Origin of the sequence: Micromonospora arborensis, from assembly GCF_003205615.1 — a bacterium.
Taxonomy (GTDB): Bacteria; Actinomycetota; Actinomycetes; order Mycobacteriales; family Micromonosporaceae; genus Micromonospora; species Micromonospora arborensis.
Window position 1 is genome coordinate 62,039 of record NZ_PYBV01000055.1, and the last position, 12,227, is coordinate 74,265.

Annotated in this window: 7 protein-coding genes; 3 read left to right on the plus strand and 4 right to left on the minus strand. The window is 66.1% G+C overall.

The features are described 5' to 3' along the window. Window positions 1-267: 267 nt before the first annotated feature. Both C7C45_RS30680 and C7C45_RS30685 read right to left on the minus strand, forming a co-directional pair. The gene (locus tag C7C45_RS30680; protein ID WP_167454882.1) at window positions 268-3,942 is read right to left on the minus strand and encodes a S8 family serine peptidase; all 3,675 of its coding nucleotides are present in this window, start codon (window positions 3,940-3,942) and stop codon (window positions 268-270) included. A gap of 222 nt (window positions 3,943-4,164) precedes the next feature. Continuing rightward, on the minus strand, window positions 4,165-7,443 hold the full coding sequence (locus C7C45_RS30685; protein ID WP_110567993.1) for an ATP-binding protein: 3,279 nt from the start codon (window positions 7,441-7,443) through the stop codon (window positions 4,165-4,167). A 67-nt stretch (window positions 7,444-7,510) separates the two neighbouring features. On the opposite strand from C7C45_RS30685, the gene C7C45_RS30690 reads away from it, so the two are divergent. Beyond that, entirely contained in the window at window positions 7,511-8,206 is a 696-nt protein-coding gene (locus C7C45_RS30690; RefSeq protein WP_110567995.1) for a hypothetical protein, read from the plus strand. Between the two features lie 511 nt (window positions 8,207-8,717). Here the strand turns inward: C7C45_RS30690 and C7C45_RS30695 are convergent. After that, a complete protein-coding gene (locus C7C45_RS30695) occupies window positions 8,718-9,821 on the minus strand; it encodes an NAD(P)/FAD-dependent oxidoreductase (RefSeq protein WP_110567998.1) in 1,104 nt (367 codons plus the stop codon). Between the two features lie 82 nt (window positions 9,822-9,903). On the opposite strand from C7C45_RS30695, the gene C7C45_RS30700 reads away from it, so the two are divergent. Next, window positions 9,904-10,386: a MarR family winged helix-turn-helix transcriptional regulator gene (locus C7C45_RS30700; protein ID WP_110568000.1), complete on the plus strand. Its 483-nt coding sequence runs from the start codon at window positions 9,904-9,906 to the stop codon at window positions 10,384-10,386. On the opposite strand, the gene C7C45_RS30705 is transcribed toward C7C45_RS30700, so the two are convergent. Beyond that, window positions 10,363-11,262 (minus strand): hypothetical protein, encoded by a 900-nt coding sequence (locus C7C45_RS30705; RefSeq protein WP_110568002.1) that lies wholly within the window; start codon window positions 11,260-11,262, stop codon window positions 10,363-10,365. The two genes, C7C45_RS30700 and C7C45_RS30705, sit on opposite strands and share 24 nt — an antisense overlap. Window positions 11,263-11,331: 69 nt before the next feature. On the opposite strand from C7C45_RS30705, the gene C7C45_RS30710 reads away from it, so the two are divergent. Continuing rightward, window positions 11,332-12,012, plus strand: a complete 681-nt coding sequence (locus C7C45_RS30710; RefSeq protein WP_110568004.1) for a hypothetical protein — start codon at window positions 11,332-11,334, stop codon at window positions 12,010-12,012. Window positions 12,013-12,227: the final 215 nt, after the last annotated feature.

The window sequence follows — 12,227 nt, forward strand, 5'->3', positions numbered from 1 at the left end:
GCTCACGTCGAGTCGGATGCGTTTCGGAGGCTGGCGGGCAGTGGAGGGCGACCGCGTCACTGCGTGAGTCCGAGGACTTCTCCCTTGCGTAAGCCGAGCACGAGGACCAGGACGTAGGCGGCGTAGAGGTAATCGTCGGCCGTCGTGTGCCTCTGATCCGTCCGCGATGCGTGGGCGGATCGGCAGGGGTGCGTACGGTTGAGGACTGGGCTGGTTCGGTGGCCGGCCGCGGAATCGGTTGATTTCTGCGGCCGGCCACCGATCGGGTTACTTGAGTAGGTACGCGCGTTGGATGGTTTGGGTGACCGTCCCGCCGTTCGCGTCTTCGGCTTTGACCCGCAGCCATACCGATCCGTCAGTGCTGCTCAGCCGCGGCAGTTTTACTCTGACGGAGAATTGCTGGTTGCCGGCGCGATCCTTGGGATTGCCGGCAACGGTGCCCTTCAGCCAGGTGTGGCCACCATCGGTGGAGTAGTCGACGGTCAGCTTCTTCACCGGCGCGCGACCGGCTGCGCCTGAGTGAGAACCGGCCTCGATAGTGAAGTGGTGCTGCCGACCTGACGGTGCGCGATTGTGGATGTCCAGGCCGAGTTCGTAGCGCAGTTGGATCAGTGGCTGGAACTGGCAGGTCAGGTCAGCGCTCGGGTCGGTCAGCGGGTTGCCTCCGCCGAGTCGAGCGCAGTTGTAGCCGGCTGGAACCTGTGCGTTCGACGCCTTGGAGCTGAATGTCCACACCGTTGTCGACTTCGGTCTGGTGCCGAACAAGCCATCCGCGAAGCTGGGGTAGGTTTCGTCCTGTTGAAGTCGGTAGGTGGCTGGTTTGGCGGAGAGGTGGAACACCGGCCAGTCCGATGAGTATTTGTGGTCCGGCGCCAACGTGGTGCCCGTCTTGGCGTTCCACATCTGCCACGAGGCCCATCCTCCGCCGCGCCACTCTTCGGACCAGTTGCCGCCGATGCCGTCGCTTGTGGAGTGGCCGGGGCTGTTGTCCATGAGTTCCGTCGCGGGCACGAATTCGTTGCCATCGGCTCCGCCGCGGGCGTACGTCGCGGAGCGACCCACGTCATACGTGTTCTTCTGGTAGTAATCCAGGAAGTTGTCGGCAACTTCGACGGTGCCCACGTGCAGGGGTGCGTCGAACCAGTTCTCCAAGTCACGGCGGGTGCCGGCCTGGGAGTCCATGAACCGGTCACCAGAGCTCATCCTGAAGGTCGGATTGCTTTGCTCCTGCTCGGGGTGGGTCCACATAGTGATGTTTCGCAGCCAGTGCCACTGGCTGTCGGCGAGGTAGTACTGGGTGACGTCACCTGGCCGGATCATCATGTACGGGTAGTAGAAATAGCCCTGGCTGACATGGGATGGCATGGCCAGTTCGCTCACGGCGATCACCGCATCCGGGTTCTCGGCGTGGTAGCGGGTAGGCACCTCCACCAGATCACCCCGTTTCACCTTGTGCTGGATCCTGGCCGGGATTCCGTTGGGATAGCCGAACGCGAGGTGATAGCTGTAGGCCGGCGCATCGGTGTAGTAGTCGGGATAGTTCGGCATTGCCTTGAGTGGCTTCGGTTGGGCAAGCAGCCAGTAGTCGGACAGTGAGACGGTGCCCACCGCTGCCGACCGCGAGGGTGACACGAAGACCGGCAATGCCTTGCCCGATGCAGCGAAGTCCGCCCAGGTGGATTCGTAACTCGATCCATTCGGACTCTGGTGGATCAGGGATCCGACGTGGCTGCGCACCGCGACGTCGCGTGGAACTGCCGGTTGGTTCACGGGGACCGTCGTTGCGGCGTCCAGTGTGAATGTCGCGTCGGCGTCGATGGTGACGTCGGCCTTCATGAGGAGGCTGACGCGGCTGAAGATCCCGGTCGAGGGGTCGACTTCGCCGACGTTGGCCATCAGGGTGTAGGTGCCGGCGGGCACCTTGGCGGTGGCGACCCCGTTCTCGGTGCCGAGGCCGTAGGCCTGGAACCCGAGGGGGTTGTCGTGGTTGTAGGTGTCTTGGATGAGCAACACCCCGGTGGGCGGGTCATAGGACTTCCCCGCGAAGTCGGTCACCTTGATGGTGACGTCTTTGGCGCCGAACTGACCGAAGCCGACGGCGGTGCGCAGTTGAACTCCGCCACCACTGGCCGTGATGGCGCCACCGAAGATGCCGAGCGGGTAGTCGGCCCGGTCGATGGATGCGGTGACCGTGGCTTCACCGCCGGCGGGTACGGTCACCGTGGCGGCAGAAAGGGTCAGGTTCGCGACAGGCTTGCCCTGCCGATCCTCGAGCGCGGAGTCGAGGTTCAATGTCACCGGGGAGTTGGTCTGGTTGGTGTAGGTCAGCTCCCGCTCGACCGGCGTCTGCGCAGTGTCGAGACTGCCGAAGTCCAGCGCAGCGGACGCGTACACGCCCTGTTTGACGGCGCGGGCGACGTCGACCCGGCCGGTGCCTTGCTCTCGCCAGCTGTAGCCGCCGTCGATGGCGGTCGAGGCCAGGACGTTCTTCAACGCGGATGCGTGCAAGCCCGGGCGGGCCTGGGCCAGGAGCGCTGCGGCGCCGGCCACGTGGGGCGTCGCCATGGACGTACCATCCGCGGTCGTGTAGTAGTCGTTGACGGGGCTGCCGAGGGTGGTGCCGGCCGCTCGGGCAGCGGTGATGGCGACGCCCGGGCCGGTGACGTTGGGCTTGACGGCGAAGTCGTTGGGCCGAGGCCCTCGCGAAGAGAAGTCGGCCAACTGGTCGGCCTTGTCGACCGCGCCCACGGTTAGCGCCGCGTCGGCGACGCCCGGCGAACCAATCCCACCCTCGCCGCTGTTACCGGCCGCGATGACGAACAGCGTGTCGTACTGTGCGGTCAACTGGTTGACGGCCTGGGCCAGGGGGTCCGTGCCGTCGGCTCCGCAGCAGGCACCCACCGACATGTTGACGACGTCGGCGCCGTTGCTCGCGGCCCATTCCATACCGGCGATGATCCACGAGTCGTAGCCGACGCCGTAGTCGCCGAGGATCTTGCCGTTCATCAGGTGCGCGTCCGGCGCGACCCCTTTGTACTTGCCATCGGAGGCGGCGCCGGAGCCGGCGATCGTGGATGCCACGTGGGTGCCGTGCCCGACGTGGTCGGTGGCCGAGTCCGAGTCGGTGAAGTTCGTCTCGGCGGTCACCTTTCCGGCCAGGTCTGGGTGTCCGCTGTCGATGCCGGTGTCGAGGACCGCGACCGTGACACCCTTCCCGGTGTAACCGGCGTCCCAGACCTGCGGCGCACCGATCTGAGGCACGCTCTTGTCCAGCTCGGCGTGCACTGGCCGGTCAAGCATGACCTGCTTGACACCCCCACCCAGTTGACCCGAGCCGGTTCCGTCGCCGTCGATGGCTCCCCAGAAGTGGCGGGCCTGACCTCGGCCGATCTTCACACCCGCGCCGTTCAGCGTTCGTACCGGCACCGGGTGCGTGGTCGCGGGGAGAGAGTCAGCCTCCTTGGCCAGTTGGGCCTTGTCCTTGACCAGTTGTTCTTTGGACTTCGCTGAGCCCGGTGAGCGGTCGTCGAAGGTCACGATCACCGGCAGCGTGGCGCTGGAGCTGTCCGTGAGGCCGTCCTGGACGAGCTCGGGAATGTTGAACAGGTCGCGGTCAAGCTTGCCTGCGCTGAGGTACGCCGCGACATCGCTCGGGTAGACGTAGAAGTCCTTCGACGTACCTTGGGAGAAGAACTGCACCGCGCGGCCGTCGTCACGCGGAGCCGGGTCGATGTTGACGACCCGGGCCTGATCGCCGGCCGCCGTGTCCCAGCGGATCGTGTCGCCGGTGATCAGCGTGACTTCGACCTGGTGACCCTTGGCTGTCGGCGAGGTCGGAGCCTGGCCTGTCGCCGGTCCGGCGAGCAGATGAGATCCGACGTCGACCGGTGAGGCCAAGGCCCCGGACGTCCCCGACACGCTGACGATGAGCGGCAGGGCCACCAGAGGGGCTGCCAACAAGGCCAGGCGCCGTCTGCGGCGGGAGCGGCCGCCAGGACGAGCGCGGAGTACGGCGTGCATACGAGCCTCGTTTCTCGATCCAGCAAACGGGTGCAGCAGGCGAGGAGGCGCTGCTGCGCCCTCATCGTGGGCTCGTCCTGCCCGATATCGCGACTAGGCAACTGACCTATTGTTTGGCGGCTCGCTACACAGCGTTCACGCCGGCTACTTTGCGTGCGGTGTGGAGTCGTCAAGCAGTCCAGCGTCGGCCGCGACCCGAGCCAAGGCCGTGCGAGACGAGACGCCGAGCTTTCGCATGGCGCGACTGAGATGGTGAGCCACGGTTTTGGGTGAGATGAACAGCGCCTCAGCTGCCTGCCGGTTGGTCAGTCCGCGTGCAACGATTCGCAGGACAGCCAGCTCACGAGGCGAGAGCCCATCGCCGTAGCCGTGGCGGCCCCGACGCCATGTCCGTGCGACCTCGACACCGTGCTGCCGCAGCAGTCGAGCGACTCGGTCGGCGTCCCATTGCGCCCCGAGCTCGACAAGCCGTTCCTGCGCCCGGCCCAGTACGGCAAGGCCCTGTTCCGGGGTGTTGGCTGCGAGAAGGCAGCGACCCTGCCGCTCAAGGGCGAGCAGTTCGTCGTACGGCCGCGGCATCGCCGCCCATGCTGCCGCGGCGTGGGCAAACGCCTCAGCGGCCAACTCGGGGGCGTCCTGTGCCTCGACCAGCAGCGCGCAGCAGGTTGCCAGCGCCGCCTGCGGCACAGGCGCGGTTCGTCCGTGCAGGCCGACTGTGAAACGACGCACCAGCATCGCCGCGTCATCGACTCGTCCAGCCGCGATCAGCGCCTCGACATGGACAGGAGCGACCTCTGTCGCCTGGACCCAGATGTCCTTGATGCCGATCGCGTCCATGATCGGATCCGTCAGCTCCAGCACCTGGTCGGCCGCACCGTCGGCTAGCCACAGCCGCCCCGAGGCAGCAGTCGCGAACCCCGTCAGGAGATCCCTCGAACGCGTCGCTGCGATCTCGGTCATGACTTTTTGCAGGTCGTGTGCGGCTGATTCACGGCTGCCGGAGGCGAGGTCTAGATAGCCCAGGACGGCGCCCGCTTCCAGACGAATCAGAGGATGGGTCTCGGCAGAATCGATCACCTGATGAATCCGTTCGGCCAGACCCGCCCACGCGCCGGTGAACCAGTCCAGGAGGACATCGGTGAACTGCGTGAAGTCCACCGCACGCTGGTAACCGATGGCCGGTGCCACAGCCTCCACGGCCGCGAGGTGTCCCCGAGCATCGTCGTAGAAGCCCAGGTCCATCGCATGTTGCGCGGCGTTGATCCGTCCCCGCACGATGTGGTGCTGTTCGACCGGTGTCGGTGCCGAGTCCGGAATCTCGGCGACGGCCTGCCAGCCGGCTTCCTGCCCGAGCGCGAGCAGCTTGATCGTTCGGTCGATCTGCAGTTGGCGGCGTACCAGTTCCGATTCGACGCGAGGGATCAGGGCAGTCGCCCGTTCCAACCACTGCAAATGCTGCGACGCCGACCATGATTCCGGAGACTCCGGCGACGCGAGGAACAGCATCGCCTGGGCGGCACTTGCCGGCCGGTCGTCGAGTGCACCGACGGCAGCCTCGAACTCCACGTTGCCGGCATCGAACTCCCCGAGCTGGTAGAGCAGCCACCCGAGCAACAGGCGGATCTCACCGCGCTCGGCCTCGGGCAGATCCTCCTCGATCACAATCTTGCCGAGGGTGTCGCGTACGGCGGTCTCCAGCTCACCCAGTGACGCCGAGCGGTGAACGATCGCTTCGCCCAGCCGCCGGGCAAGCCGGCCTCGCTGATCGGAAGGATGGTCGGTGATCGTGAGAAGGTCGTTCAGCAATTTGACGGCGGTGTGTTCATCGCCGGACTCCAGGGCAGCCTGGGCAGCCGCCTCAGCGTACTGACTCCACCGATCAAGTTCACCAGCCTCGCGGAAGTGCCGGCTGAGCCGTATCGGGGGCGGATGCTCAGATCCCTCCAGCGAAACGGCGGCGCGATGGTGCAACAGGCGGCGTTCGGAGGCCGGGACAGCGTCCGCGATCGCCTTGGCAGCCAACACATGACGAAAGGCCAGCGAGCCGGGCACCGTCTCGTGCAGCAACCCACCTCGCAGCGCCCCCGCCACACCAAAACGTCCAGCACTGAACTCCAGCCCCGCGACCGTGACGAGCAGGTCCTGGGACGACGGTCCCGCGACGACGGCTGCCGCCTCCAACACCTGGCGTACAACCTTGTCGAGACGATCGACACGCTCCAGAACCAGGTCGCGAACGGTGGGCGGAACCTCCAGATCCTCCACCGCGCGGCGGTTCCACTTGGCACCAGGCCGGGCCACGTGCCGCCTGTCAGCAAGCAGCCGAACGCTCTCCTCGACAGCCAGCGGCAGGCCTTCGGTGCGTTCGTGCAGAAATGACAAGAACTCCGTTGACACTTCGGTGCCGAACATCGACACGACCAACTGCTCCGTCTGCTCGAAATCCAAGGGCCCCAGTGCGACCCGTACCTGCGGCCGGAGTGCCGTCAGCCGCAGCAATGACGACCCGTCCGGCACGTCGTCGGGACGATAGGTCACGACCAGTGACAGCGGCCGAGCTCCTGCAGCCGAACTCGACGTGGACAGCATGAGCAGGAACTCCAATGTCGGCGCATCTGCCCAGTGAGCGTCCTCCACCACCAGCACCTCAACTCGGAGCGCGGCCAATAGCTCGGACAGGGCTCGGCACACCCGGTGACGAACCGCCTTCGTGTCGCTCAGGGGCTCCAGCGCCGGCGGCAGCTCCGCCGCCCACTCCGGAAACAGGGGCCGTAGCGCACCGGCCAATGGACTCACCTCGACGCCATTGAGATTGGGTCGCAACCTGCGCACCGCCTCAACCAGCGGGCCCCAGGAGAACGGCTCCGGCAGCGGCGGGCAATTGGCGGTCGCCGTCACGACGTCCCGGAGCGCCGGCAGGGCCAGGCATTCGCGTACAAGCCGCGACTTGCCGATGCCCGCCTCGCCTTCGACCAACACCAATCCCGCCCCAGCGCTCACCGCGTCGGCCACCCATGCAAGTTCCCGATCCCGCCCCACGAACGCGGACGGGTGAACCTCTCGTGCGCTCCGCCCCCCTTCATCGCCATGCATCATGTCTTGCCGCCTTCGACCTGGCCTGGACCCGGACACCTCGTTCACATTCTGACGCAGGTCATAATCTGGGACCGACAAACCACTCCTCGGCGAGACCGCCCCCTCAGCGCCACAGCCCGTCATGCCGCCGCGGCCGAAGGCGCCTCGAGGGCCGTCAGCAACTACTCCCCAGGCGGGCCGGCTGCGGGCCAGCGAATCGACTTGCGCGGGCGGTCGCGATTTCTCGTGGACGCAGCCACAACGCGGACACTGGGTTTCGGATGGGGGAGTGGCGTGACGGCAATCTGGGCTGATGCCGGGGTCAGTTGGACTCGTCTGACTGGTCATCCGGCACGCCCCACACCATGGGGTGGCGCGTTCACGACGCCGGGTCGCGGTCTGCCGAGATGGAGGGGTGACCGGTGACGAACTGACGGTGTTGGTGGACCGGCTGCGCTGGGATCGCCGGCGGGATCCCTACCGGGGTCGACGGGAGTACTCGCAGACCGCCCGCCAGGTCGCCGAGGAGTGTGATCGGTTGGTCGCCGAGGGTCGTGCGGATCTCGCGGTGCCGGTGTTGCGCAAGGCCGTCGACCGCATCACGCGGGCCCTGATGTACCTGGACGACCCATCCGGAGTCATCGGAGATGACCTGCAGGAGCTCATGGACCTGTACGCGAAGGCATGCGTGGCGGCACTGCCGAACCCGTTCAGCCTGGCCGGCTGGCTGGTGAAGCTGGAGTGCGACGGTCCGGTCTGGCCCCGCGTCCGACTGGCCGACTTCGCTCCCGCGCTGGGAGAACGGGGGATCGCGGAGGTGGAGCGGCTGGTCGCCGAGCGGGCACGTGTGGCCGACCCGGAGTCGTGGACCGGCCCGTTCGCGGTGCGTGACCTGCGCGAGCAGCTCGCTGAGGTGTCGGGAGATGTCGACCGGTATGTCGCGGTGTTGGCCGAGCACCTGACCAACGCCGTGCAGTACCAACGGATCGCCGAGGCGCTACATGCCGCCGGACGCCGGGACGAGGCGATCGATTGGGCCCGGCGGGGTGTGGCCGCCAATGCGGGCTCGCCCCACACGGATCGGCTCCGTGACCTCCTGGTCGACATTTGAGTGACCAACACAGGTTTCCGGAGAAGATCTCGCGGAACGGACCGAGGAAGGTGTGCTCAGACGGCACGAACCAGGCGAACTTCACCCGGCTGGCGACGGTCGTCAGGCAGTGGCGCAACGACGTCGGCAGCTTGCACCCCAGTTGGCCCCCTACCGCATCGACCTCGCCCGGCGAAGCCGGCGAATCGACCACCAGCGGTCGGGTGTCGAAGCCCTGCGCCGCGAGAGAATCCAGGATCTCCGAGAGCCGGCCGACTGCCGCCGTCGCGTTCACGAGCGAAGTGTGCCACTGTTGTCGACTCCCGACTCCCGACACCGGTCCCCGAACCAGCGCGTGACTCGCGGCAGATGAGTGCGGCGGGCTCCATTCCTCGGTCCAGTCGACGACGTCGAAGGTGCCGCTGTTTCTCAATCGGATGCGAATCGCGAGCAGCGATCTCGTGCGGCGGGCAAGGCTGCCGTCGACTTCGTGGCAAGGACGGCCTCTGGAGCAGGTGGTGAACGGAGGGGGTCAATGGCGACCTTGGTCGAAACGAGCGGTGAATCGTGCGGTGAACAGGTCGGCGCCTTTGCGCTGGTGGACTGTCTCCGCGGTTGCTGCGGCGGGGCCGTCGGCGGTGGGGAGCTGACCGACGCCCGCGTGGGTTCCGAGTGGCAGCAGAATCCGTCGGTCGGACGTCGGTGTGTGGATGGCTTCGGGTGTCTCGCCGGCGAGTTGCGCTTTGATGTTGGCGGCCACGATGACGGCATGCTCCATGGCGTAGGAGGCCATTTTCGGATCGGGGAGCTCGGTTATGTCGCCGATGGCGTAGACGTGGTCGTAGCCTCGGACGTTCAGGTGGTCGGTTACCGGGATTGTTCCGAGGTCGGTCAGCGGGGTCAGGCGTCCGTCGGCCAGGTAGTTGGTGTTGATCTGGACACCGAACGCGCGGAACCAGATGTCGGCGACGATCTCCTCGCCGTTGTTGGTGGTGACCGTGAAACGGGCAGTCTTGCCGGCCGGGACCGGCGGCAGTGCGGTCAAGCTGGTACCGAGCCGCAGATCGATACCGCGTTCGTTGAGCTGGTGGTGCAGGCTGTTCCGCACCTCGGGCAGGAATCCGGGAAGTAGCTCGGTGGCCCGGTCGACGATGATCACGTTCTTGTCCGGCCAGATGTCCTTTATCTCGCCGGCGAGTTCCAGGCCGACCGGGCCCGCGCCGAGAATCAGCGTGCGGGCGGCGCCGGACAGCTCCTTGTGAGTCTCGCGGAGGTCGTCCAGCTGCCGGGCGATCTCAGTTGCTTCCGGGTGAGGTTTGGCCGGATACGAATACCCGGAACCGGTGGCCAGTACCAAATAGTCGCCTCGGATCCGCTCGCCGGACGCAAGCGTCACGCCTTGGGAATCTACCGAGACCGCTCGATCGCGGATGACCAGTCCTCGGCTGAGCAGAGCGCCGTACGGGAAGAACGCGTTGTGCGCCCAGTCCGGGCGAGTCAGCGCCCGCAGCGAAGCGGCCGCGTTGACGAAACCTTCCCTCGGATCGATCAGGATGACGTTCGCGTCGGCATCGAGCTCCTTGGCCACCAAAGTCCCTCCGTAGCCTCCGCCGATGATCACGACAGTTCGTTCCATGCCTGCACCTCCTAGAGTTGACGTGACAACTGTAGCGCCTGGAGTTGTCACGTCAACTCCTTGAGCCGGTACGATCTCTGCCATGGCGGAACCTCGCACCCTGTCGCCGGAGCAGTGGGAGCTGTGGCACGCCTGGATGCAGGCACACCGCTTGCTCCAGCGCGAACTGGACCGGGATCTGCAACGCGACTACGGCATCTCCAAGGCCGAGTTCAGCGTGCTGGTGACCTTGCACGAGGCCCGCGACAGAGAGATGCGGGTCGGCGAGCTGGCCGAATCACTCGACTGGGAGAAGAGCCGCGTCGCACATCAGCTAACCCGGATGGAGAACCGCGACCTGGTGGACCGCACCGACCGCGAGTCCAGCGGCCGCCGCGCAGGCATTCGCCTTACCGCGAAAGGTCGCAGCGCGGCCCAGAATGCCATCGTGGGCCACGGATCCAACATTCGCCGCTATTTCTTCGAGGCCCTGAGCCCCGATCAGGCCGCGGCCATCCAGGCGTGGAGCCACCAGACAATCGACCGCATCGAAGCCCCAGACTCAAAGCTGACCAGCGGTGGATAAACACAGATGACCGAGCACGTGGATGCGCAGGATCTCACGTGCACGCGTGACAAGAATTATCGGCCGGACAACGCCCTCTTCTCGGCATGACCGGACGTCACCCGTCCAACAAGCGGAGCCACCCATGTGGCGGAGGTGACGCAACCCGAGGCATTCGGCCCGTATCAGCAAAGTGTTGGAGCCGAAGTCCGAAAGCCGTTCGACGGTGAGCGTTTCCAGCCACAGCCACTGCAGTGCCAGCAAACGTGTCTCCGGTGTGAGGTCGCTGAGCTTTCGAACCCGGCGCAGGGCCAGGTAGCGAAGTGTGGGGATCTGCGTGAGCCATTCGCTGTTTGTCAACGAGCCGAGGGTCAGCGCCAAAGCCCGCAGGTGTGGCAAGGAAATGACGGGCAGGACATGGTCGACGGGAAGCCGCCACAGCGACAGCTCCCACAGACCCGGGTTGACGTGAAGCAGTTCGCTAAGCCCACGCCGGTGCTCGGCGACCCTCAGCCGGCGAAGCCGACGAAATTGGGCAACAGGAGCGAGGTCGAGAGGCCTTCGGGTCTCGCCGATGTCAAGGAACTCCACATCAGCACTCAACTGATCCAACGGGGCCAGATCGGTCAGGCGCCACAGACCCGCGACGCTGAACCGGCGAACATGTGGAAACCAACGCAGGAACCGCAGCGTCGCAAGGTCGTCATCGAACCCGTAGACCCGCAGCGGAACCATCGGATGATCCCCCAGGAGCGCGGCCACCGACCGATACCCCGCCTCGGTGAGCGGCTCACTGAGCTGGACGACATCCGCATCCCCCAGCCGGGCGCGGAGCTGCGCAACGTCGACCGGACTCCGCACCTCCACGACATGCCCATCCCCCACATGATCCTCCACCGCCTACCGTCCGCAGCAACCGGAACATGCCGGCGATCTGAGCCGCCGCGGCGCCGGTAGGGTCAGCCGGTGACCGCGTACGACATCGCCGCCAGATTGCCGACCATCGGACGGCTGCGGCAACGTTGCAAAGCACTGGCCGTGCTGGAAAGAACCATCGATGGTGGAGCGCCGTACTACGCCTATACCTCAACATGGGCTTCGGACGAGGCGGCGCTGATGAGCAACGGAAGTGGTGACGAGTGGGCGGTCGTCTTCACCGTCGACGGAGCGTTCCTCCGGGTCTTTGACCATGAGTCGGCCATGTCGCCCTACGGCGGCCCGGACCATGAATTGTGGCCGGGTCTGCTTGACGGCATCCCCGCCGTACTACGTCCGCAGGTGGATGAACCCGCCTTCTGCGATGAGAACGGGCAGTTCATCGCGACCACCGTGCTGTGGCGGCTATCCGATGACGACCGTTGGCACGCTGGCGACGGCATCACCTTCCCACCACTGCGCGGACCGTACGACGACACCGGGCCGGACGGTTCCGGCATGCTCGAAATCCTGCTCGACGACGTCGTCGACCAATACATCGAGTTCGCCAGCGACTACTACGAGATCGAGCTGAACCGGGCCGCAGTCGAGCACATCGTCGCTCACCGGCCGCTCACCGATGCCGTGATACAAGCCCTGAACCCCCAACTCGCCCTTGATGACCTGCGCAAGGACATCGCCACCATCGGCTACCCGACCGCCGCCCCGTAGCAGCAGGCGGACCAGGCCGCTCGCCCCGTAAGCGGGTGTGTCCCTCACGGACCAAGACACATCCCCAGCGCAGACCCGAAAGCCGCCGCGCCGAACCGGTACGGCCTCGTAAGGCTCGTCGCAGCGACATCCGACCGCACAGGAGCAACTTGGTACCGTCTGACGGTGGAGCAGGCGGTCTTCTGGCGCATCGTCGAGGTTGCGTCCACGGGAGT